This window comes from Fictibacillus sp. FJAT-27399, assembly GCF_001510655.1.
GTDB lineage: Bacteria > Bacillota > Bacilli > Bacillales > Fictibacillaceae > Fictibacillus_C > Fictibacillus_C marinisediminis.
Genome location: NZ_LMVC01000003.1, coordinates 122,863 through 145,121 on the forward strand (window position 1 = coordinate 122,863; position 22,259 = coordinate 145,121).

24 protein-coding genes, 2 pseudogenes and 1 other annotated feature are annotated in these 22,259 nt (G+C 43.4%); of the genes and pseudogenes, 17 read left to right on the top strand and 9 right to left on the bottom strand.

Annotated elements, in window-relative coordinates; translation table 11 throughout:
* Positions 1–168 precede the first annotated feature (168 nt).
* The 3 genes from AR335_RS14800 (at position 169) to AR335_RS24160 (ending at position 1,372) form a co-directional block, all read left to right on the top strand.
* Positions 169–597, top strand: a complete 429-nt coding sequence (locus tag AR335_RS14800) for an ASCH domain-containing protein (protein WP_062237340.1) — start codon at positions 169–171, stop codon at positions 595–597.
* Positions 598–782: 185 nt separating this feature from the next.
* Entirely contained in the window at positions 783–1,190 is a 408-nt protein-coding gene (locus tag AR335_RS14805; RefSeq protein WP_062237343.1) for a DUF2690 domain-containing protein, read from the top strand.
* A gap of 35 nt (positions 1,191–1,225) precedes the next feature.
* Complete coding sequence (locus AR335_RS24160) at positions 1,226–1,372, top strand: hypothetical protein (protein ID WP_156418804.1); 147 nt, start codon at positions 1,226–1,228, stop codon at positions 1,370–1,372.
* A gap of 73 nt (positions 1,373–1,445) precedes the next feature.
* Here the strand turns inward: AR335_RS24160 and AR335_RS14810 are convergent, their stop codons facing one another.
* Entirely contained in the window at positions 1,446–2,318 is an 873-nt protein-coding gene (locus AR335_RS14810) for an AraC family transcriptional regulator (RefSeq protein ID WP_062237344.1), read from the bottom strand.
* A 282-nt stretch (positions 2,319–2,600) separates the two neighbouring features.
* Here AR335_RS14810 and AR335_RS14815 point away from each other — a divergent pair, with 282 nt between their 5' ends.
* The 9 genes from AR335_RS14815 (at position 2,601) to AR335_RS14850 (ending at position 10,137) form a co-directional block, all read left to right on the top strand.
* Positions 2,601–3,518 carry a phytanoyl-CoA dioxygenase family protein gene (locus tag AR335_RS14815; protein WP_062237346.1) on the top strand — a complete coding sequence of 306 codons (918 nt, stop codon included), beginning with the start codon at positions 2,601–2,603 and terminating at the stop codon, positions 3,516–3,518.
* Positions 3,519–3,670: 152 nt separating this feature from the next.
* Positions 3,671–4,237: a GNAT family N-acetyltransferase gene (locus tag AR335_RS14820; protein WP_062237348.1), complete on the top strand. Its 567-nt coding sequence runs from the start codon at positions 3,671–3,673 to the stop codon at positions 4,235–4,237.
* Between the two features lie 447 nt (positions 4,238–4,684).
* Entirely contained in the window at positions 4,685–5,659 is a 975-nt protein-coding gene (locus AR335_RS14825) for a nuclease-related domain-containing protein (RefSeq protein WP_062237350.1), read from the top strand.
* A 210-nt stretch (positions 5,660–5,869) separates the two neighbouring features.
* Complete coding sequence (locus AR335_RS14830) at positions 5,870–6,277, top strand: hypothetical protein (protein ID WP_062237352.1); 408 nt, start codon at positions 5,870–5,872, stop codon at positions 6,275–6,277.
* A gap of 118 nt (positions 6,278–6,395) precedes the next feature.
* The gene (locus AR335_RS14835) at positions 6,396–7,352 is read left to right on the top strand and encodes a Gfo/Idh/MocA family protein (RefSeq protein ID WP_199805097.1); all 957 of its coding nucleotides are present in this window, start codon (positions 6,396–6,398) and stop codon (positions 7,350–7,352) included.
* Complete coding sequence (locus AR335_RS14840) at positions 7,349–8,317, top strand: Gfo/Idh/MocA family protein (protein ID WP_062237356.1); 969 nt, start codon at positions 7,349–7,351, stop codon at positions 8,315–8,317. Before AR335_RS14835 ends, AR335_RS14840 begins: the two co-directional genes overlap by 4 nt.
* A gap of 474 nt (positions 8,318–8,791) precedes the next feature.
* A complete protein-coding gene (locus AR335_RS14845) occupies positions 8,792–9,172 on the top strand; it encodes a VOC family protein (protein WP_062237357.1) in 381 nt (126 codons plus the stop codon).
* A 49-nt stretch (positions 9,173–9,221) separates the two neighbouring features.
* A complete protein-coding gene (locus AR335_RS24165) occupies positions 9,222–9,368 on the top strand; it encodes a hypothetical protein (RefSeq protein WP_156418804.1) in 147 nt (48 codons plus the stop codon).
* A gap of 397 nt (positions 9,369–9,765) precedes the next feature.
* Positions 9,766–10,137 carry a cyclic-phosphate processing receiver domain-containing protein gene (locus tag AR335_RS14850; RefSeq protein ID WP_062237359.1) on the top strand — a complete coding sequence of 124 codons (372 nt, stop codon included), beginning with the start codon at positions 9,766–9,768 and terminating at the stop codon, positions 10,135–10,137.
* Positions 10,138–10,496: 359 nt separating this feature from the next.
* On the opposite strand, the gene AR335_RS14860 is transcribed toward AR335_RS14850, so the two are convergent.
* From AR335_RS14860 to AR335_RS14865, 3 genes and pseudogenes are all read right to left on the bottom strand, one after another.
* Entirely contained in the window at positions 10,497–11,432 is a 936-nt protein-coding gene (locus tag AR335_RS14860; protein WP_062237363.1) for a bifunctional helix-turn-helix transcriptional regulator/GNAT family N-acetyltransferase, read from the bottom strand.
* A 202-nt stretch (positions 11,433–11,634) separates the two neighbouring features.
* Positions 11,635–11,719 (bottom strand): annotated as a pseudogene (locus tag AR335_RS25555) (NAD(P)H-binding protein); the annotation flags it as partial.
* 181 nt (positions 11,720–11,900) lie between these two features.
* Entirely contained in the window at positions 11,901–12,371 is a 471-nt protein-coding gene (locus AR335_RS14865; protein ID WP_062237365.1) for a DinB family protein, read from the bottom strand.
* Between the two features lie 517 nt (positions 12,372–12,888).
* On the opposite strand from AR335_RS14865, the gene AR335_RS14870 reads away from it, so the two are divergent.
* Both AR335_RS14870 and ilvA read left to right on the top strand, forming a co-directional pair.
* The gene (locus AR335_RS14870) at positions 12,889–14,235 is read left to right on the top strand and encodes an MFS transporter (protein ID WP_082316109.1); all 1,347 of its coding nucleotides are present in this window, start codon (positions 12,889–12,891) and stop codon (positions 14,233–14,235) included.
* 198 nt (positions 14,236–14,433) lie between these two features.
* Positions 14,434–14,656: a binding site (T-box leader), on the top strand.
* Between the two features lie 180 nt (positions 14,657–14,836).
* Positions 14,837–16,105 carry a threonine ammonia-lyase IlvA gene (ilvA, locus tag AR335_RS14875; protein ID WP_062237367.1) on the top strand — a complete coding sequence of 423 codons (1,269 nt, stop codon included), beginning with the start codon at positions 14,837–14,839 and terminating at the stop codon, positions 16,103–16,105.
* 178 nt (positions 16,106–16,283) lie between these two features.
* On the opposite strand, the gene AR335_RS14880 is transcribed toward ilvA, so the two are convergent.
* The 5 genes from AR335_RS14880 to AR335_RS14890 all read right to left on the bottom strand — a co-directional run bounded on the left by AR335_RS14880 (position 16,284) and on the right by AR335_RS14890 (position 18,768).
* A complete protein-coding gene (locus tag AR335_RS14880) occupies positions 16,284–16,838 on the bottom strand; it encodes an MEDS domain-containing protein (RefSeq protein ID WP_062237369.1) in 555 nt (184 codons plus the stop codon).
* Between the two features lie 62 nt (positions 16,839–16,900).
* Positions 16,901–17,095: hypothetical protein (locus AR335_RS24990; protein WP_234293309.1), on the bottom strand; the 195-nt coding region annotated here is incomplete at its 5' end.
* A 60-nt stretch (positions 17,096–17,155) separates the two neighbouring features.
* Positions 17,156–17,302 carry a hypothetical protein gene (locus AR335_RS24170; RefSeq protein WP_156419006.1) on the bottom strand — a complete coding sequence of 49 codons (147 nt, stop codon included), beginning with the start codon at positions 17,300–17,302 and terminating at the stop codon, positions 17,156–17,158.
* Positions 17,303–17,426: 124 nt separating this feature from the next.
* Positions 17,427–17,648: a hypothetical protein gene (locus tag AR335_RS14885; protein WP_062237371.1), complete on the bottom strand. Its 222-nt coding sequence runs from the start codon at positions 17,646–17,648 to the stop codon at positions 17,427–17,429.
* Positions 17,649–17,874: 226 nt separating this feature from the next.
* On the bottom strand, positions 17,875–18,768 hold the full coding sequence (locus AR335_RS14890) for a PdaC/SigV domain-containing protein (protein WP_062237373.1): 894 nt from the start codon (positions 18,766–18,768) through the stop codon (positions 17,875–17,877).
* A gap of 319 nt (positions 18,769–19,087) precedes the next feature.
* On the opposite strand from AR335_RS14890, the gene poxB reads away from it, so the two are divergent.
* From poxB to AR335_RS24175, 3 genes and pseudogenes are all read left to right on the top strand, one after another.
* The gene (gene poxB / locus AR335_RS14895; RefSeq protein ID WP_062237376.1) at positions 19,088–20,812 is read left to right on the top strand and encodes a ubiquinone-dependent pyruvate dehydrogenase; all 1,725 of its coding nucleotides are present in this window, start codon (positions 19,088–19,090) and stop codon (positions 20,810–20,812) included.
* 496 nt (positions 20,813–21,308) lie between these two features.
* A pseudogene (locus AR335_RS14905) lies at positions 21,309–22,011 on the top strand (polysaccharide deacetylase family protein).
* Positions 22,012–22,048: 37 nt separating this feature from the next.
* Positions 22,049–22,228: a hypothetical protein gene (locus AR335_RS24175; protein ID WP_156419013.1), complete on the top strand. Its 180-nt coding sequence runs from the start codon at positions 22,049–22,051 to the stop codon at positions 22,226–22,228.
* The last annotated feature ends 31 nt before the right edge of the window (positions 22,229–22,259 follow it).

The following is a 22,259-nucleotide window of genomic DNA, read 5'->3' on the forward strand; positions in this document are numbered from 1 at the left end:
AAGCATAGCCGAAAGTATTGAAGGAGCCCTTATCAACGTTTTGGACAGAAGCAAGTAACGATTTTAAGCCACTTTCTCTAAATGGAAGGTGGCTAAAATACTTATATTATTCTTTTACATGGACACTCTATAGACATAGTAAACTTTCATAGGTTGGAGGCCGCGAGAATGAAGGTTTTATCAATGATCCAGCCTTGGGCAAGTCTATTTGTCCTGGGGGAGGCCATATATGAAACAAGGTCATGGAGAACGAATTATCGTGGTCCGCTGGCGATTCATACAAGTAAAAAAATGGATAAGACTTTCTGCAGCCATCCGTTAATTGAGTTATTGCTTGGTAAGCATGGTTACTCAAAGGATAATCTTCCAACTGGTATGATCATTGGTGTATGCAACCTTGAAAATTGTTTGAAGGTAAAGGAAAATAACGGAACGCAGGCAATACTGGAAAATGGACAAGTGGTAACAGGCAATACTTATTTTTTAGGAGACTTTCAAGTGGGAGGATACGCTTGGGAAGTGCAGGACATGCAGCAGCTGGATGTCTTTATACCAGCGAAAGGAAAGCTTGGATTATGGGAGCATGTTTTAGAATGATGGACAAAGAATAAGAAATGATTCGGGTGCAAAAAAACTGGTTATCATTTTTTATTTCTACAGAAGGCATTACGAGCCTCTTGATTAAAATCATATAACCTAACTTTCAACTAGCTTCCAGCTCTGCCTCTACGATGAGGTGGAGCTTTTTTATGAGAAAATAAATTCCTCCGGTTTATATTACAATGGCTTCTTATAACGGTAAGAACCCTATTTCCACCGGATGTTCAAAGGACGATAGAACCGCTCGTTCAGCTGACATCGTACGTGAAGAAACTGATTTAGTGAGAGGAGAAGTTTATATTCGTCATAGTAACAAATGTCATGCCTCATGGGCGCAGGTTTACTTTGGATTCCCTTTGGAAAAGGGTGAAACCGGAAACGCTGAAATACGTCAATTCGATAGTCACAAAAATTTCATGAGATTATATGACTGTGCAAGTCCAGGCGGAAACGGAAAAGTCCGTCCGGGACAACTCAGCTGCTATTCTGCGATGGTCAATAACCCTGCAGGAAACTATGCCAGAGCCCAGGGTGCTTGGTCTAAAAACGGCATCTACTTTTGGGGTTTTGGCAACACAAGTTATTATTAAACGGACAAGGGGCTGTCCAAGAAGTCTGTAAGCTGTTGATTTCCGTTCCAGGCTGCTCGCTTTCCGCGGGGCGTGCGGTGAGCCTTACCGGCGTGAACGCCTACTTTTTGGTGCAAGCACCGGCGGGAGTCTCACCTGTCACGCTAGTCCCGCAGGAGTCCCGCATCTTCCACTTCAATTAACTTTTCATTGAAGATTTTTCAAGCCAAAAAGGGGCTGCCTGAAGGTCGATTTTCGACTTTCTGGACAGCCCCTCTATTTCTGATAATACAGCCTCTCCATATGCTTCTCCTTAAACTTCTTAGCCGACTCTCCCGTAAACTTTTTAAACAGCATCGTAAAATAATTCGGGTTGTCATACCCGACCAGCTGGGCGACTTCTCTTATTTTCAGGTTAGTTGAGACGAGCAGCCGTTTGGCCTCACCCATTCTCCTTGTAATGAGGTAGTGAATAGGCGACAGGTTCATGTCTTCTTTAAATACATGCGAGAGGTAGTAAGGGCTGATGAAGAATGCTTCGGCCAAGTCATCCAATGAGAGGTTCCTTGTATAGTGTTTATCAATATATTCTTTTATCCGATGAGAGAGGGAGTCTTGCTTTTCTGCAGACGCGTCTTGATGATGCAGATGGATGATGCGATGGATGACCGTAATGAGTGACGTAAGCAGGTTCTGGCAGATCATCTCATATCCTTTTGCTTGAAGCGCCGCCTCATCAAAGATTTCGGACAGGTATGTTTCTATTTTAGAAGAGTATTTATTGCGGCGAATAACGGGCTCGATGTCAGATGGGATGACATGAAAATCCTTCAAGCCCTGAATGGATAGGTTGGTGATCCCGCAAAAATACGTTTGTAGTGGGTGGTCAGGGTTGGACCATTCCTCGTGGAGCACGTCTTTATTGTAGACCAGGATATCTCCTTGTAAAGCTTCATATGTTATTCCATCAATAATGAACGTCCCTTGCCCACCACTAATATAGACGATTTCACTCAGGTTATCATGTTTATGGCTCGAAAATTTCCAATGTGGATTGTCACTGATCTGCCCGGCATATAAAAGCTGCGGGGCTTTTTTTATATTCAGAGTTTCTGGGGAAGATGCATTCTGATTCATTGAAAACTTCATACGATGACCTCCCTGGTATGGTTCCTTTAAGTGTAAAGGATTTGATGGTTGTTAACCATAGTTCAGAGCAAGATATGATAGTTTTTATGGAAAATAAACAAGATATTGATACTGCATGATTGGAAACGGATACATGACAGTAAGAAGCATTGTTTATTCTTGATGGAACAGCAAGATATCTTAGTTTTATTAAAGAGACAGCAACATCGTTTATTGTATTGGAAGCTCGTGGGGCCTAACATGGAAATCAAGAAAAGCTACTATACAAAAGGAGGAAGGAAAATGAACCAGAAGCTGAATAATATTCTTGAGATTGCTGTTCCGTTGAATGAGAGGAAAAACAATGAACCGTTGCGTGTGCTTAGTGAGGAAGGTTGGAAGTTTTGGAAAGAGAACGGTTATGTGATTGTTCGTGACGCCGTTCCACAAGACCATGTCGATCGCTTGGCGAAGCTGATTTGGGACTTTGAAGAAAAAGATCCGAACGATTCCTCTACTTGGTATACAGCAGCACGGCGTGAAATTCAGATGGAAGAATTGAAGAATACAGGGATGGTCGAGCTTTACAACCATCAGTATCTTTGGGATAACCGCATGCATCAGAGGGTGTATGATGCCTTTGTGGACATTTGGGGAACGGAAAAATTGTGGGCCAGCATTGACCGGTGCAATCTCAACCTTCCAATGAAGCCTGGGCATGAATATAACAGCTTTATCCATTGGGATGTGGACACATCGCTTGATCCGATTCCGGTAAACGTTCAGGGTGTTCTCTCGCTTGTTGATACGGACGTGGACATGGGAGGATTTCAGTGTATTCCTGAATTGTACCGTGACTTTGATGAATGGGTAAAAGATCAGCCAGCTGACCGTGATCCGCACAAGCCGGATACGACGGGCTACACACCTACAAAAGTGGTAACCAAAGCAGGCGATTTGCTCATCTTTAACAGCATGCAGCCGCATGGCATCCGTCCAAATTATTCGGATAAGCCGCGCCTTGCCCAATACATCTCCATGTTCCCGGCGAAGGAGGGGAATGAGCAGCTGGTCGAGACAAGGGTGGAGTCATGGAAAGAGAGAATTCCGCCAAGCGGCAAGGCTTTCCCTGGCGATCCGCGCAACCTGGAGCACGAAAGATATGATACCGCGCAGTTGACTGAGTTAGGGGAGAAGCTGTTGGGGTTGAAGAAGTGGTAGAGTGATAGGAAGGGCAGTTCCTTTTTGAAAGGGTGCCTTGAAAGGGTGCCAGGCACCGGTTTTACACACTTGTGTAATCTCGGTGCCTGGCACCCATGTTCCTTTTTATTCCTTTTTAGCCTATAATGGTTAAAAATAAGGGGGGCTACTACATGCGAGAATTGCAGACTGAGAGATTATTATTGAGACCTTGGAAGAAATCAGACGTCAAAGACTTGTACGAATACGCGAAAAGTGATTTAGTGGGCCCGAATGCCGGCTGGAAACCGCATAAAGATGAGGAAGAAAGCAAAGAGATCATTCAAATGTTCCTTGAGAGCACTGATATGTTGTATGCCATTGAACTGCTCTCTGAACATAAGGTGATCGGCAGCATCGGACTGCATGATCGAAAACCGGATGAAACCTTGTCCCATTTGAACCAAAAGGAAATCGGCTATGTTCTCAATCCAGCCTATTGGGGGAAAGGCTATGTTCCTGAAGCGGTAAACCGAGTGCTGGAGCATGGTTTTGAAGATCTGAATTTAGATATCGTTTGGTGTGGACACTATGATTTTAATCATAATTCCAAGAGAGTGAATGAGAAATGTGGATTCAACTACAGATTTAGTGAAAATAAGATATTAGAGCGATTGGATGGGCAGGAAGTTGTCTGTCTGTACTATAATATTTTGAAGTCGGAGTATCAGAATGGAAAGAATGTTACGGATGCATCTTGATAGAAAATGCCGTTGAGAGACGGCGTTTTTTTGTGGCGTTTTAACTGATTTTATAGGGCGAAGCATGATCTCGAAGTCTATGCTGGCGTGCAGTTTTTATGAAAATGATGTGTTTTGCAAGTAAGTGGTGTCGAACCGCAAGTAAAGTCGGAGTTTTCGCAAGTAATGCATGCAGAATCGCAAGTAAAGAGGGCATTTCCGCAAGTAATTCATGTCGAATCACAAGTAACAGCCAACAGGAGGGTCTCAATACCCCAAAAACGGGTTATTGATGAAGGTTTGGACAAGCTGGAGGCCGGCTAAGCCCGAGAAACCAATATAATTAGTTAAATGCATGATCAATCGCGGGCTATGATACATATTTTCAACTCATTTTTGCACCATGAGCAGGAAAATCCTTCTCACAATTCGAATTTCCTTCTTATTAAGAAAGGGAGTTGATAGAATTTGATTGTAAAAGAACGAAAAGTTCCTATTACGGTACGCAAATTGGAGGCTTTGCTGAGAAGGCTGCCGCCGGATCACCGGAAACGGCCCGATATTAGTGACCAATTAGCAAGGCGGATGGCGGGTTACAGAGGGGAGCTTGCCATAGACTATCATTTGGGCTATCTCCTCAAGAAAGACTACCTCATTTTCAATGATCTCCGGCTTACAGATGGCGAACGGTTTTTCCAGATAGATACGCTCATCCTTTCTCCTCATTACTTTCTCATTTTAGAAGTGAAAAACATCTCAGGAACACTTGTTTTTGATCATAATTATAAACAGCTCATTCGTGTGTCTGGTGAAAAAGAGGAAGGCTTCGCAGACCCAGTTTTGCAGGCCGAACGTCATCGTGTACAGCTGCAAGATTGGCTATCCGCACAAAAACTCCCACAGGTTCCCATTGAAATGCTTGTTGTCATGAGCAACCCCAACACGGTAATTAAAAATACCCTCCTGAATCTGGATCCTTCCACTTCCAAACGAGTCATTCACGGTGCAAATCTCCTCTTGAAAATAAAAATGTATGAAAAGATGCATGTCAAAGAGCAGCTGAATCCCCAGCAATTAAAGAAGCTCTCCCGTAAACTTGTGAACAGCCACACTCCATCTGACCCTCAAATTCTCCAGCAGTTTCAAATCTCCAAAGTTGAAATTTTGACCGGTGTAGAGTGCCCTGAATGCTCTGCTCTCCCGATGGTTCGACTGCATGCGAAGTGGGTTTGCACCCAGTGTGGCTCATTTTCAAAGGATGCTCATTTTGCTGCCATTACCGAATATAAACTGCTTATCGGTCTCTCGATCTCCAATTGTGAACTCAAGAATTTTCTGCACCTTCCGTCTGTTTTTGTTTCCTCCCGAATGCTCCACTCGATGAATCTGCATTATTCCGGCTCTTACCGAAACCGGATTTACATGCTGCCTCCCGAAGATTGAAACATCCAACTTTCTTCGTCTTTTTTTTCAAAGCATCATCGTGTAAAAATTTGGTTGTACTAACACTCCCGAAGGACTTTTGACTGAAGATTTCCCGTATAATTTGTTCTTGGATTGTGTCCAAAATGTGTCTAAACTATGATTACAATAAAAACCAATGTTGTTATAATTTTCTGAGTACTCTATTAAAAAACTAAGGGAGATGAGGTATTGAAAAAGTTGACTGCTTTTTTTGCTTTGGTTTGCGGATTGGTACTCTCTGCTTCACCAGCTAATGCTGCAACAAATGGATTAGCTAATGCACCTTTGCTTTCCGGATCAGGTTCTTGGGATTACATAGGCTGGGATACGTTTACGAAGGAGAGTGAAATTTTCCGCTCTGGTGGCGGGGATTTCAAGTATTGCCGGGATAAATATGATTCAGGTACGGATGTGATTGAGCTGTGGGAGTATGATCCTGAAAGCTACAATGATTATGTCGGAAGCCGAAGCGTAGCACCTGGAGATTGTGAAGTGTTCAAAAGTATCGGCGGTTTTACAGACGGGACTGACGGCCAGGCGGAATTTTTCTTGAAGAAGAGCAGCTCTCGATATGCGAATATTTACTTTTATGATTGATCACTTTAAACGGCCTTCCTAATGGGAGGACCGTTTTTTTTTGCAAGTGAATTTGTTGCAGGTCTCCCCGTTAAAACAGGGAATCTATATAAAAAGTCCTTTGAAAGGAGTGGCTGCTGTGAAAATTGTTATTTTAGGTTACGGCTTTATCGGAAACATCCACCTGAACGCGTATCTGCAGATGAAGGATGTGGAAGTAGCAGGGATTTATTCAACGACCCAAACCGGTGATATACAAGGGATTCCCGTTTATAACGATTTAGAGAAGTGCCTGGAGCTCGGGGATGTGGTTGACGTTTGTCTTCCTACATTTATGCACCGGGATGTTTTTGAAAAAGCGGTGGAGAAAGGCAAGCATGTTTTTCTCGAAAAACCGATGGCGCATACCGATGAAGACTGCCGGCGCATGCTGGAGCTGGAAAAGCGCTGCAGCTCAAAAGTGATGGTCGGGCAGGTGCTGCGCTATTTTCCTGAGTACCGTAAGCTGAAGGAATGCATTGATCCGGATAAGCCTGCGTCCACCTTACTTTCAAGGCGCTCTCAATTACCTGTGGGCGCAAAAAACTGGTCTCTCGACCGCAGCAACAGCGGCGGGGTTATTTTGGATCTCAGCCTGCATGATATCGACTTCGCTCGGTGGGCGTTCGGGCCGGTAACGCGTGTTTTTGCACAGACGGATCCCGATCATTACTATGCTCTCATCACATTGCGCCACGAGAATGGGTCTATCAGCCGTATTGAAGGCAGTTGGAGATATGACGGCGGATTCGCGCAGGAAGTGGAGATCGCGCAGGAAAATGAACTGTTTACGTTTAACAGTCAGGAGGTTTCTCCGCTCTCTGTTCACCGGAATATTTCGCTTAAAAAAGATTCCACAGAGGTTCCGCCAGTCTTGCTGCGGGATGACCCTTGGTCTCTCGAATTGAGAGATTTTATTGATAGCATTCGAAATAATGAGCCGGCTCCTGTCACGCTGCAGGATGCCTATGAGAGTACGAAACTTGGACTTCTGGCATTACAGTCTGCAGAGGAAAAGCGGCCGATTTCCTTAGAAAAGGAGCTGTACACACGATGAGAATCTCCATTTTATCAGCGGCTCATGTTCATTTAGAGGCGTTTGCAGCTGCCGTAAAACTGTGTCCAGGCACAGAACTGGCGGGCATCTATGACGATGATGCTTATCGCGGGAAGAAGAAAGCGGCAGAGCATTCCACTATTTTTTATGATGATTTGGGAGTGGCGTTGAACGAATGTGAAGCGGTGATCGTCTGCTCGGAGAATGTCAAACATGATGAGTTGGTACTGGCAGCTTTAGAGGCGAACAAGCATGTCCTTTGTGAAAAACCGTTGGCTGTATCAACAAAAAGTGCCACCATCATGGCGCAAAAGGCTATTGAGCAGGATGTTGTTTTGGCCACTGCTTTTCCGTTGAGGTTCAATACGCCGGCTGTTCAAATGAAACGGGTCATCGATCAAAAACAAATTGGTGATGTTCTGGCTTTTCACGGCAAGAATCCGGGGCAATGCCCGAAAGGATGGTTTATTGATAAGAACCTGTCCGGCGGGGGCGCACTGATGGATCATATCGTTCATCTCGCGGATTTGATGAGATGGCTGACAGGAGCTGAAGTGACACGGGTATATGCGGAGGCAGATTCGTTCTTGGTCCCGTGCATCACCATTGATGACGTCGGCCACGTGCAGCTGGAATTTGAGAATGGAATCATCGCTGACATCGATCCGAGCTGGTCACGGCCCGAGGGCTATCCGACGTGGGGTAGCATTGATCTTCGGGCGACAGGAACGGAAGGGGCCATCGACTTAAAAGCGTATGCCCAGAACATCATCCAGCATAACAGCACGAAAACGGTCCACCATAACTTTGGTGACTTTGAATATCTTCATATGATGAATGCATTTGTTGAGACGATACGGAAAAATCCGACAGAGCTGGCCACTGCTTGGGACGGGGTGGCGGCAACAAAGATTGTTGAAGCGGCATATCTTTCGGCGAGGGAGCATGAGGTCGTAGAAATTTGAAGGGAATGAGTAAGTCCTCAGAGGGGGCTTACCTTTTTATTAAAGAATATTAAGGTATAAGTTTTAATTTTTATTGTAATTCTTCTTAAAAGCTGCCCTGATGGAAGCTTTTCTTTTTGAACGTAAGAGCAGGTTAATACAAAAAGAACTTGAACAATTAGATTACGACGGAGATAGTTATTTCATTTTCTTGAGTGCACCTTGTTCATTAAAAAAAAGATGCCCAATAGGACATCTTTTTTGTGCGTTTTGCGGCGAGAGACAGCACTCCACATAGTGCATTGCCTTAAAGGCGCGTCAATCTCGTCTTATGCAAATTAGCTCATCGCTTAAATAGTATACCACAGTTCGTGTTGAAAGAGTAGTTGAAATCATAAGGGTTCAAAACGAAAAAAATTATTTGAAATCGGGGGGTGATGCAAGTGCAAGATATGATAATTTATTATTAAGAAAGTGGACAAGGGAGTGAAATAAATGATTAATAAAGTCGGTCAAATTATGCTGTATGTAAATAACCAAGATGAGGCAGTGGATTTTTGGACAGAAAAAGTAGGATTTAGTGTAATTTCTGAAGAAGATAACGGTCAGGGAATGAGATGGATTGAAATTGCTCCAACAAAGGATGCAGAAACAAGTATTATTCTACACAGTAAGGAATTCGTTGCAAAAATGTCGCCTGAATTAAATCTTGGTACACCTTCTTTAATGTTTTTCTCGGAAAATTTCGATCAATTACGTAGCGACTTATCAAATAAAAATGTCACTGTCGGAGAAATTGTAAATATGCCTTCTGGCAGAGTATTTAACTTTGCAGATAGTGAAGAAAATTACTTTGCAGTAATGGAAAAAAAGTAAATGCCAATCATGCAGTTTAAGCGGGGCTGTCCAAGAAGTCTGTAAGCGGTTGATTTCCGTTCCAGGCTGCTCGCTTTCCGCGGGGCGTGCGGTGAGCCTTACCGGCGTGAACGCCTACTTTTTGGTGCAAGCACCGGCGGGAGTCTCACCTGTCACGCTAGTCCCGCAGGAGTCTCGCATCTTCCACTTCAATTAACTTTTCAGTGAAGATTTTTCAAGCCGAAAAGGGGCAGCCTGAAGGTCAATTTTCGACTTTCTGGACAGCCCCGTTTAATATTTTAATTTCCTGGTTAGTTGAAGAAGACAATACTTTATCAAGTTTCCATATGCTTCTTTTTATCACATAAAAAAGGCCCTCTTAAAGAGGGACTGGATCACATCAAAAGTTCTCTAGCAAAGTCATCGATATTTCTCGATTAAACTAAATCCTCTTCTTAATCATGAAATGTTTGTCAAATATTAGCTTTAAAAGTCGTTTATGTCCCATTCAAATAGCATCTATGTTAAGGTTGATTCAAGATCTATTTAAGATCTATTTATCTAGGGATTTTCGACTTCTCTTAGTCACCCCTTTATAAGGGAAGGAGTCTGAAATGGGTAATATTAGCGTTTTCTTAGATGACTACCGGACTGCACCTGAAGGCTATGTTTTAACGGAGACGATTGACGAGTGTTTAGAGCTGCTGCGAAATTGCACTATCGAACATCTTTCTTTGGATCACGATTTAGTAAATAAAGACAGGAATGGATTAATGCTTGTTCAAATGATGGTGGAAGAAAAACGATTTGCTAACCGCATCACCATTCATTCTGCCAATTCAGTTGGCGGCAAAGCGATGTACAACTGTCTAAAACAGGCACAACAGGATTCGATCCTTTCCCCCTCCACCATTGTATCCTTAAGACCCCTGCCCCTGAAATATTTCCCGCCAAGGGTTCTGCAGCATTATTTAGACGTACAGTAGGCCTAACTGAAGAACAAACCTGTTCAGAAATCATTTTGATGGAGAGGTTCAGTTTATTACAAAGGTAATCTCAAATTGGGGAGTTGATGGTTATTAATGACTACAACTATGAACTAATGTTTGAGAACCAAAGAATTTTTGAAGGAAATGGACAAGCCCTGTCATTATTTGTTTCCAGCGAAGATATTACAATAGGACAAACTTTATATATAAACAGTTATGTTTATTTTATTAAAAGAGGAGAATTAATAAATAAGAAGAATAAAATGAATCTTATTAAGTTTTATCTAGAGGCATCCATTTAATAGGGTGCTTCTTTATTTTGGATAATAAAGGAATATGCATCCTTTTCTCTCTCTTTACGATGTTTGCTCTTCATCGAGGTCCAAATCCCATCGTTCTTCCATCAATAACGTTTCGGTCCAATCTTCATTTGGTTTCTCTTCCGTTAATTTAAAATTGTATTTTTGGTAAAGGTAGCGAGCTGCGGCAAGTATATTTACTGTCCATAAGAAAATATGTTGATAGTGTTGTTCCTTACAAAACTTGATGGCTGTTTCCATAAGTTTCTTTCCTATGCCCATCCCTTGATAATGTTCATCTAAAATAAACCATCGCAGCTGAGCCATTGTATCAGAGGATTTAGTAATAGCAATGGAACCAACGATTTGCCCATTTACTTCAGCAACCCATAAATCTCCCCCATTGGTATTATTCATAAATTCCGTTAATCCCTTCATTACGTAATATTCAAACATCCGTCCAAACTTATAAGTTTCATCATAAAGCCGTCCATGAAGGTGTGCCACGAATCCAACATCACCCGGTTGAAAGGAGCGAATTGTTACTTCGGAATGAGAAGAATGATCCTTTGATAAGATGTCCTGTATGGTTGCCATGGAGGTTAGCAGCTTGGAAAGTAAAGGTTCCGGTATATCTTCAATCATTCTACCTACTTCCCGGTTCGCGTGTTCAACCAATCCATTATAGATTTCTTTACCGTAATCCGTTAGGTAGAGCAAGTATTGACGTTTATCATTTGATGATTGCTTTTTAACGACAATATTTTCTTCTTCAAATCGCTGAACCATCCTACTCATATAACCTCGGTCAATACCCAGAGTTTCTCTGACTTCAGTCGCTGTACAACCACTTTTCGATTGAATTTCAGTGATTACGCGAGCTTCTGTTAAAGGAAAAGACTGGTTATAGATTTCTTGATCTATTCTTCCTAAGATGTTTGCATAATACCTGTTAAATTTTCTTATTTTGTCTATTTCGTTAAATGAACTCATAAAAATTCTCCTCCTTAAATAAATGTTGACTAAGTCAACCATATTATAAAATCATATAGTTGATTGAGTCAACTATATGATTCAATCTTTTGTTCATATAAAGAGAAAGGGGACTTGAAATACACCTTCGAAATAGAAAAAGTGGGCTACTAATACCGCAGCCCACGAAAAAATCAACGTCTCGTCTTTAGACCTCCTCTTTCGTTATCTCATAATCAATTTCTTCTTTATTGGTACCATCCGGGTCTCAGAATCGTATAGTCGAGGTCGGAGGCTTCAATGATCTTAGCTGAATTTAGATATGGATCTCGTACTTATCGCAATAAGGAGAGTAATCTCTTTATTTTATTTTCGTAAACAGTTCCTTGAATTCCTTATCGAAGAATTTAAGACTTGGTCCTTTGTGTTACTTTTTGTACTCGATATATCCAAATCTCAAAGCTGAGTCTTTTTGTTTTTTCGTTCGGGTCAGCGGTGGGAAGGCCAGGATCCTTGCATTTTTCTGATTTGAATAATTTGGCCTGTATGGTAAGCGTCATGAAGCATTATGTCCAGTAACTTTCCCTCAAGGGAATTTTGGTCAAGCTCTTCGACGGAAGTTTTACTCAGTATCTGTCTTAAACTTCGTTGTACGTTTTCGGCACGTTCAACGACTTTCTTCCATTCCTTATCGTCATTTGATTGTTCGGTGAGATAGAAGGTTTCATTACCGTCGAGATTATGTGGCCATTCACGGCCTTCCATGTTTGCTGCAAGTCTCTCTTTGTAATAAATGAGATGATTAACGTTCTCCCAAATTGTTTTAGTTGCCTCTCCAGTTGGTCGCCAGTTAGCCTGTTCTGCCGTGATTCCTTCTAATGCATGCTTGAACGGTGCATACCAACTCTCCTTGTCGAAGGTTGTATCTAGCACGTTTAGGAGCAAGCCAATTCGATTCAAAGTCATCTCCTCCTCGAATATATAATCTAAATTTATTGTTACATGGGAAGTGTATCATTACATAAAGGAAATTGGCAATATTTTCATGAGGGAGAGGCGATTTAGCTGTGGGGGTCTTTTCTCTTGTCGATGTAAATTAACAGGTTTTACATTCCAATCTGTCTGTTGCTGTCGAATGATAAATGGTATAGTTTTAACAAAGAAGCTCTGTTAGTAAATGTTGTTGTTTTCTAGTGGGGTGTGATTGGAAACGCCTTGTGAAAAGCAGAAGGGTATAAGTAAGCTTACTCTCTTCTGCTTTTCAGGCGCTTCATTTGTTTCACAAAACAGCCGTATAAAAAACTTGAGGGCCTCTTTCAATCATCAGTATGCGATGCCCACTTGGAAAGAAAATCAACAATATGCTTTAGCAAAGCCAAAAAAGAAAGCGGTTTCAGGTAGTTTCAAAGCTTGTGAGTGTTGACGGAGTCAATAAACCGAGTGTCTAACACTGGCACATCGTGAGGAGGATTTAACAATGTCTCAATCTATTGATCGCGCAAAGACGCGGCGCATTACGGGAAACATCTTCAAGGGTTCGGTTGGAAATCTGATCGAATGGTACGACTGGTACGTCTATTCTGCTTTTGCCGTGTATTTCTCTGCAAATTTCTTCCCTAAGGGAGACCCGACCAGCCAACTGCTCAACACTGCGGCGATCTTCGCCGTCGGATTCCTGATGCGGCCGATTGGGAGTCTGCTGATGGGCCGCTACGCCGATCGACATGGCCGGCGTGCAGCGCTGACGCTTTCCATCACCATCATGGCCGGTGGGTCTCTGATCATTGCCTGTACCCCAGGTTATAGCGCCATTGGTATACTAGCACCTATTATTCTGATTCTCGCCCGCCTGCTACAAGGGTTGTCGTTAGGTGGAGAGTATGGAACCTCGGCAACGTATCTGTCCGAGATGGCCAGCTCCGGTCGCCGCGGCTTCTACTCTAGCTTCCAGTACGTGACACTTGTTGCCGGACAGTTAGTGGCTCTGGGTGTTCAGATCATCCTCCAGCAAGTGCTCAGCGAATCCGATATGATGTCCTGGGGCTGGCGTATTCCGTTCGTCATTGGAGCAATGGGAGCATTGGCTGTATTGTGGCTGCGCCGCACGATGGACGAATCGGAGCAGTTCGAAAAAATGGGTTCTGAAAACCGGGCGAACGCAGGGACCGTTAAGGCTTTAATGAAACACCCCAAGGCGGTGCTGACAGTGGTCGGACTAACGCTCGGCGGAACCGTAGCCTTCTATACCTACACGACGTATTTACAGAAATTCATGGTGAATACTGTGGGCCTCCAAAAGGAGGTCGTCAGCTGGATCAACTTTATTGCTCTGCTGGTATTCGTCGTTCTTCAACCGCTCGCCGGCATGCTGTCTGACCGTATAGGACGGCGCCCTCTATTGATCAGTTTCGGTATCCTTGGTACATTGCTGACTGTGCCGCTGTTTATGATCATGGAGCAGATGAAGAACCCTATCGTTGCTTTCTTGCTCATGATGGTGGGTCTCATCATTGTCACCGGTTACACTTCCATCAATGCAATCGTGAAAGCCGAGTTATTCCCGACAGAAATCCGTGCCCTTGGCGTGGGTTTCCCCTACGCACTCACTGTCGCTGTGTTCGGCGGGACGGCGGAGTTCATCGCATTATGGCTGAAGAGCATTGGAGCCGAGTCGCTTTTCTACTTCTACGTAGCTGCTTGCATTGCCGTAAGCTTCATCACCTACTGGCGTATGGGTGAGTCTTCGAAGGTCTCTCACATCGAAGCCGAGCTGGTCGCTGAAAATGACCAGCTGTCCGTGAAGGGCAGGTCACAGCACTCTTAAGTATCATGAGTACAATGGAAAAGCATAATTTAAATGAATTCGTTTATGTGCAATACTTTAAGACCAGCTGCCTTTTTAGGTGGCTTTTTTTATTGGATTTCTATTGGTTGCGCTTTCATAAAAAGAATATTCTAAATTTACAATAAATTTGTTGACGTGGCATTTTGAAGCTGTTAATCTTAGTTTTAAAATCTAACACGAAAGTCGATGACGAGAACAGTAGGATAATATTTTTGTTCCAAAGAGAGTCGGATGTGGTGGGAGCCGATGAACAAACATTATCTGAAAATCATCTCTGAGATACAAAGCTGAAATGAGAGTAAGCTTTGTCGGGTAGTCCGTTAACAAGTCTTTTTGACTAAAGTGCCGGAGTTTTTTGCTTCGGAACTAGGGTGGTAACGCGAGCTGACTCGTCCCTATTATGGGAGGAGTTTTTTTATTGGAGTAAAAAAATGAGATTTTTTTTATTGAAAAGGCTCTTTTCTAAAAGATTGTTGCTTTGGGAACATTTTTGTAATGACCTTCATCAACCACTCCCAAGAGCAGCAAAGGTTACGAAAACAGCCATTTTAAAAAAATGATTGTAGGAAGGAAGAGGAACATGGAACAGGTACAGCAACAGCAAAAAACGGTGCTCGTCGAAGACATCATGATCGCCAATCAACGAATCAAAGATGTGGTCCTCCATACGCCGCTGCAGTTTAATCCACTTTTGTCCGCGCAGTATGACTGTAAACTCTATTTGAAACGGGAGGACTTGCAGGTCGTCCGTTCCTTTAAGATCCGCGGTGCGTACAATCGGATCAAAAAGCTGAGCCAGCAGGAACTTGAGAACGGCATCACGTGTGCGAGTGCAGGAAACCACGCACAAGGTGTCGCTTATTCCTGTCATCTGCTGAAAAGCAAAGGGAAGATCTTTATGCCTACGACAACACCAAAGCAAAAAGTGAATCAGGTGAAGTTTTTTGGCGGAGAACATGTGGAGATCGTTTTAGTCGGGGATACATTTGATGATGCGTATGAAGAAGCGATCGTTTGCAGCCAAGCCGAAAATCGGACGTTCATCCATCCATATGATAATGAGGATGTGATCGCGGGTCAAGGCACTGTGGCAGTGGAGATTTTAAACGACTGCGACGAGAACATTGATTATGTGTTTGTTCCGATCGGAGGCGGAGGACTTGCTGCCGGAATCGGAACGTATTTGAAGAGTGTTTCTCCGCAAACGAAGGTGATCGGTGCTGAACCAGCGGGTGCACCGGCGATGAATGAATGCATGCTTCAGGGAAAACATGTATGTCTCGACCGCATCGACCCGTTCGTCGACGGCGCGGCTGTAAAAAATGTCGGGGCGATCACGTACCAGATCTGTCAGGAGATTCTGGATGACATTGTTGTTGTACCAGAAGGAAAAGTTTGTTCCACGCTGCTGGCGCTGTACAATCAAAACGCGATTGTCGCTGAACCAACCGGCTCTCTTTCTCTCGCTGCTCTTGATGAGTATGCCGATCAAATTAAGGGAAAAACAGTAGTATGTATCGTGAGCGGCGGCAACAATGATATCGGCCGTATGCAGGAGATCAAGGAACGTTCCATGATCTACGAGGGTTTGCAGCATTATTTCATCGTTCATTTTCCTCAGCGTGCCGGTGCGCTTCGTGAGTTTTTGGATGAAGTGCTCGGACCGGAAGATGACATCAACCGGTTCGAATATACGAAGAAAAATAACAAAGAAACCGGGCCGGTGCTGGTCGGCATCGAGCTGAAACATAAAGAGGATTATCCGGAGCTGATCCAGCGCATGAACCGAAAGGGCTTTGCGTATCAGGAAGTGAATAAAGACAAGACACTGTTTCAGCTGTTGATTTAATGGTAAAGACGATGTGCGAGTGGGCACGTCGTTTTTTTCTTTTGTAATAGGTAATTGAAGCATAAATAAGAATGCATCTTCACAATCCTACTTCAAAAATAAAAAAGAGTTGCCTCAGCAACCCCTTTAGCAATAAGCCACAAATAACATAATTAAGTTAAAATTTAATACTGTTTTTTTAAGAAGATGTTCTATTATACAAAGAGGACAGCGAGAAATTGTTATCTGTCATAAAATATTTATGTGCTTGTCTTAAAAGAATGCTCAATTCAGAAGTTAAACGTTCAGAAGGGTATGCGCATACCGACAGTGTATTTTTCTGTAAGACAAATTCATCTGCGATTGTTTCAAAATCGTTGAGCAACTCAGCATCCGGTTCAGAGGAATACCATTCAACATGTGCCCAAGTCCGAATAGGTAAATTGCGATTCTTTAAAGCGGATAAATCACTTTCAAAGTGGTTCACTATTGTAGTTGTATTAAAATCTCCGTTTGAAAGGTAATAATCAAAATTATTAACCATTCGGACATATGTTAGTTGTTCTTTGGTGAATAACACGTTAAGCTTCTCTTTTAATTTGGGAAGAACTTTCATGTTCTCAATAACTAGAATAATTTGATGATTCTCTAAGCCAGAGAGTATATAAGATATTAAATTTTCTAGATAAGTATCTTCGTCATTAAAACTATAAAAAATATGTCCTTCGGTAATTTTTTCATCTGAATAGTTCATAAGTCACCTCTAAGTTTAAACTTATCAAACATTAAATCAAAGGTAAATAAATTCGTACTGTTTCAAGAATGAGAAGCACCCATAACGGCCAGCAGTGGATTGCGATACTTGGGCCGACCAATCAGACCGTTGATATTCTTTAATTCAAGAAGAAAAGGGGCTGTCCAGAAAGTCGAAAATTGACCTTCAGGCAGCCCCTTTTTGGCTTGAAAAATCTTCAATGAAAAGTTAATTGAAGTGGAAGATGCGAGACTCCTNAAGTCGAAAATTGACCTTCAGGCAGCCCCTTTTTGGCTTGAAAAATCTTCAATGAAAAGTTAATTGAAGTGGAAGATGCGAGACTCCTGCGGGACTAGCGTGACAGGTGAGACTCCCGCAGGGGCTAGCGCCAAAAAGTAGGCGTTCACGCCGGTAAGGCTCACCGCACGCCCCGCGGAAAGCGAGCACCCTGGAACGGAAATCAACAGCTTACAGACTTCTTGGACAGCCCCGACCAGTAGTTAAAGAAATAATATTACCACTGTACAGATTTCTCTTGATTGGCCTAAATAAATGGGACGTAGTCACTTTCCGTAAAAGCTGCCATGTTTAATTACGAACGAAAAGCAGAATATTTGAACTTTCAAAAACGACCCGAAAGTTATTTCTTAAAAGACAGCTTTCAGCATGTACTACATCTTCCCCTATTTTTAGAAACTCCCTACATCGGCCTGCACTGCCGATAACGGCAAAATCAGAAATTCGAAATCGTCTCGTTCTTGGAACGCTTTCAAACACAATAAGGACTACATCATTTGTTCGAGGTGACAATAGCTTACCTCCTTATAGTTGATACATTATAGGATGCGGTGAGCTGACGAACCGCAATGGACAAACATGGAGTATTATCAATTATATTATAGTGATTAGTCTGATTCGCTTCCTATGGCCAGACTGTTGATGAGTCACTAGTACAATCAATCAGCTTTAGGACTCACCTGCTGGACCTAAAGAAATTAAAAAAGGAGAAGGGCATATCCCTTCTCCTAAGAATTTTTTATTTGTAGACAGACCTGGGTATGTCTACTGCTGGAGTTCCTGCTGCATAAGGGGCAACAGAATACTCCCCGAATTTTAAGGTAATGCCGTTAAAGTTAAAATAAAACTGGGCATCACGTTTTATGTTCACATCACTTTGGCTGGTTACATAAAAAATATCTTTATGCTTTTTCATATAGTTATACGCATATTTTTGTACGGCTTTGTATTTCGCATTACTTGTAAGAATGTTGTTCAGTTTCAATTCTTTGCCGTCGCTGATCGTAAAGTTATACCCTTCGAGGGATGACATTCCGTGTGCACCGCCGGTATATTCATAGTCTTGAAAAAGGATACTCAGCTGCTTGCCATCATTGTATTTTACGGAATAACTGGATGAGTAATCATAATCACAGGAAAAAGGATATTCCTTGCACATTTTATCTCCCTGAATTTCCTTTTCATCTTTCAGCAATTGTAAATATTCATTATACGATTGTTTCGCATGGCTCAGCAGAGCGGCGTTGATTTTATCCTGAGCTTTTTTGCTTTTTAGTCCCTTCACTTGAGGATAGGACACAGCCTTTGTATTTTTATACTGATGCTTACTGATCGTTACACCCGTGAAAAATTTAAGATACTTGGTAGAGACATAAGCCTTCTTGCTTTTGTATCGGATTTCAGACCAGCCGGATTTGGTTTTTGAATAAACGGATACGGTGGCGCCGGATTTTAAAGAGCCGATGATGGTGGCTTTCTCACTTGGAGCATTTCTGACATTCAGCGATGTTTTAACATTTACAAAAGCTGTCTGTACGGATGCGGCCTTTGCTTCACTATTCACAAAAAATACGGAAGCAATCAAGGCAATAGCAATGGTAACCATGGTTAGGCGGAAAATTGATTTTTTCATAAAGACTCCTTTTCTTTTTTTGATTAATGATAGAATGCGAACTTTAGTCGATCATCGATATGTGTTACATTTATGTTACAGTGATTACATTAAAATTACAACAAGTATTTTGGGTTCATTTTCCAGAATGGCATGATCCATTATTACTCGGTCATTTGTCACAATAGAACACCTTAACGAAGGTTTCCTTAAGCAAACGTCAGGGTAGACCTCTTTTAGGGAAGCTTTATGCTCAAACCTCCGAATATTCCTACTAACACAAGGGATAATATGGAAGAGTTTATTTGATTGAGGCAATAACTAAAAAGGAGACTACATAATGAAGAAAACCGTTGCTGATCTACTGGTCGATTCGTTGAGACATGCTGGAATTGAGCGGATCTACGGGATTGTGGGCGATTCACTGAACGCGGTGCTGGATTCCATCCGCCGTTCCGGAAAAATTGAATGGATCTCGGTCCGCCATGAAGAGGTAGCGGCCTTTGCTGCAGGTTCGGATGCGATTTTAAGCAATAGTATCGCCGTCTGTGCGGGAAGCAGTGGTCCAGGGAACCTGCATCTGATCAATGGATTGTACGACTGCCATCGCAATCGGATTCCGGTGCTGGCCATTGCGGCGCACATTCCAAGCAATGAGCTCGGCGGAGAATACTTTCAGCAGACCCGTCCGGAGATGCTGTTCAGGGATTGCAGCCATTATTGCGAGGTACTGACTCGTCCGGAGCAGATGCCGCGCATGGTTACGATGGCGATGCAGCATGCGATCGGCCGCAAAGGCGTTTCAGTGATTGTATTGCCGGGTGATGTGGCTTCTCTTCATGATGAACAGACTGTGCCGGAACAAGTCATACACGTGACAGAGCCAGTCATCCGTCCATCAGAAAACGAGCTGCAAAAGCTTGCTGATTACTTGAATAAAGGAAAAAAAGTAACGCTGTTGTGCGGAGCGGGGTGTGAAGGAGCACATACCGAGGTGATGGCTCTTTGTGATGCGCTCAAATCACCGATGGTCATCGCGCTTAGAGGGAAGGAGCATCTGGAGTACGACAATCCTTACTCTGTCGGACTGACGGGGCTCATCGGCTATTCGTCCGGTTATCATGCCATGATGGACTGCGATGTGCTGCTCATGCTCGGGACAGATTTCCCGTACCGCCAGTTCTTCCCAGAGAAAGCGGTTATTTTACAGGTTGATATTCGGGCGGAGCACCTTGGCCGCCGGGCTGCGTTAACGTATGGGCTATGCGGGGATGTGAAGCATACGGTGGAGTCGCTGCTTCCATTAATAAAAGTGAAGAAAAGCACGAGTCATCTGGACAAGCATGTGAAGGACTATGCGAAAGTACGGAAGGATTTGGACAAACTGGCCACCGGGAAAAAAGGGAAGGCACCCATCCATCCGCAGTATTTAACAAAAGTGGTCAGTGACCTCGCAACTGAGGATGCGATCTTTACCTGTGATGTGGGAAGCCCAACCTTATGGGCGGCGCGTTATTTGGAGATGAACGGAAAACGCCGGCTGTTGGGATCGTTCAATCATGGCACGATGGCCAATGCGATGCCTCAAGCGATAGGGGCCCAGGTTTCAAAAAGAAATAAACAAGTCATTGCCCTTTCCGGGGATGGCGGGCTCTCGATGCTGATGGGTGATCTTTTGACCATCAAGCAGCATCAATTGCCGGTAAAAGTTGTCGTGTTCAACAATGAGGCACTTGCCTTTGTGGAGCTGGAAATGAAAGCGGCGGGATACTTGGAAACCGGTACGGGCCTTGGACAAACCAACTATGCCGCAATCGCCGAAGGCATGGGGATCCAGGGTATACGTGTTGAGGACCCGGGTGACCTGGAGGGTGCCGTTAAACAAGCGTTTAAACATAATGGCCCCGTGCTGCTTGATGTGGCCGTCAACCGTCAGGAATTAGCTCTGCCGCCAAAAATCGAGTTCGAACAGGCGCACGGATTTACGCTCTGGATGCTCAAAACCGTGCTCAACGGCAAGGGAGACGATCTGATCGATCTGGCGAAGACTAATCTATTTAGATAGCTATATGAAAAGAAGTGACATGCGGTGTTAGCGCATGTCACTTTTTTTAATTTCATGAAAAAGATTCCCCATCAATAGAACAGGTAGAAATATCCAGAAAATAGAGAGTGTAATCCAACGTTATTAATTATGTGGGAGTTGCAGTTTATTATATTCAAACCTCGGCCGATGCCAATTACAAAGCAGAAAAGCTTTACTATCAAATCAAAAAGCCCCCGGGATGAAGCAGATGGGTGCTTTGTTTGTTGGCTTTGTGGTGATACTCTTTTTTTGAAAATGACATGTTTTGCAAGTAAATCTTGTCGAATCGCAAGTAACGGAAGCATTTCCGCAAGTAATTGGTGTCGAACTGCAAGTAATGGATGAACTTTCGCAAGTAAACGATGTCGAACCGCAAGTAAAATTCCATCAGGGTATATCAATCACCGGGAAAGAGGGTCCTGAGAGGTCTTTTTTGAAGTTTGCTATAATAAAAGCAAAAACACAGAGGATTATCATGAAAAAACGAATAGGAATCACCGTGTCTGTACTTCTCGTTAGTCATTTTTATATTATTCGGCACCTATAAATTAATGAACGCCCGCAATTTCCAGTTGTTCGGCGGGCTGACAAGCCATGTTGAAACGAAGCAAAAAGCGGTTGCGGTCACGTTTGATGACGGTCCGACAAACAAGGTGGATAAGCTGTTGCCGGTACTGGAACGATACCACGCCAAAGGGACCTTTTTTCTGATTGGAAACGAACTTCGGAAGAACATGGCGGAAGGGAAGAAGCTTGCACAAGCTGGCCATCAGATCGGCAATCATACCTATTACCATAAGCGGATGGTGTTCAAGTCGCCTTCCTTTATCAAGCAGGAACTGAAGAAAACGAATGCGCTGATCCGCCAGACGGGTTATGAAGGGACGATCGACTTCCGGCCGCCTAACGGTAAGAAGCTGATCGGACTGCCTTACTATACTAATAAATTGCACATGGATACGATCACGTGGAGCCTCGAACCAGATACGTACTATACGTCTGTCTCGGATAAGGTTCGTTATGTTACGAAAAATGTGAAACCGGGCTCGATCATTCTGTTCCATCCGATGTATGACAAAACCGGCAATGAGCTGGAGTCGATTGATAAAACACTGTCTGCTCTGAGCAAAAAAGGCTACAAGTTCGTGACGGTAAACGAACTTCAGAAATACGAGTAAAGAGCAATAAGGGGCTGTCCAAGAAGTCTGGTAGCTGTTGATCTCCGCTCCAGGCTGCTCGCTTTTACCGGCGCGAGCTCCTACTTTCGCGGGGCGTGCGGTGAGCCTTACCGGCGTGAACGCCTACTTTTTGGCGCAAGCGCCTGCGGGGAGTCTCACCTGTCACGCTAGTCCCGCAGGAGTCTCGCACCTTGCACTCCAATCAACTTTTCATTGAAGATTTTTCACGTCAAAGGAGCTGCCTGAAG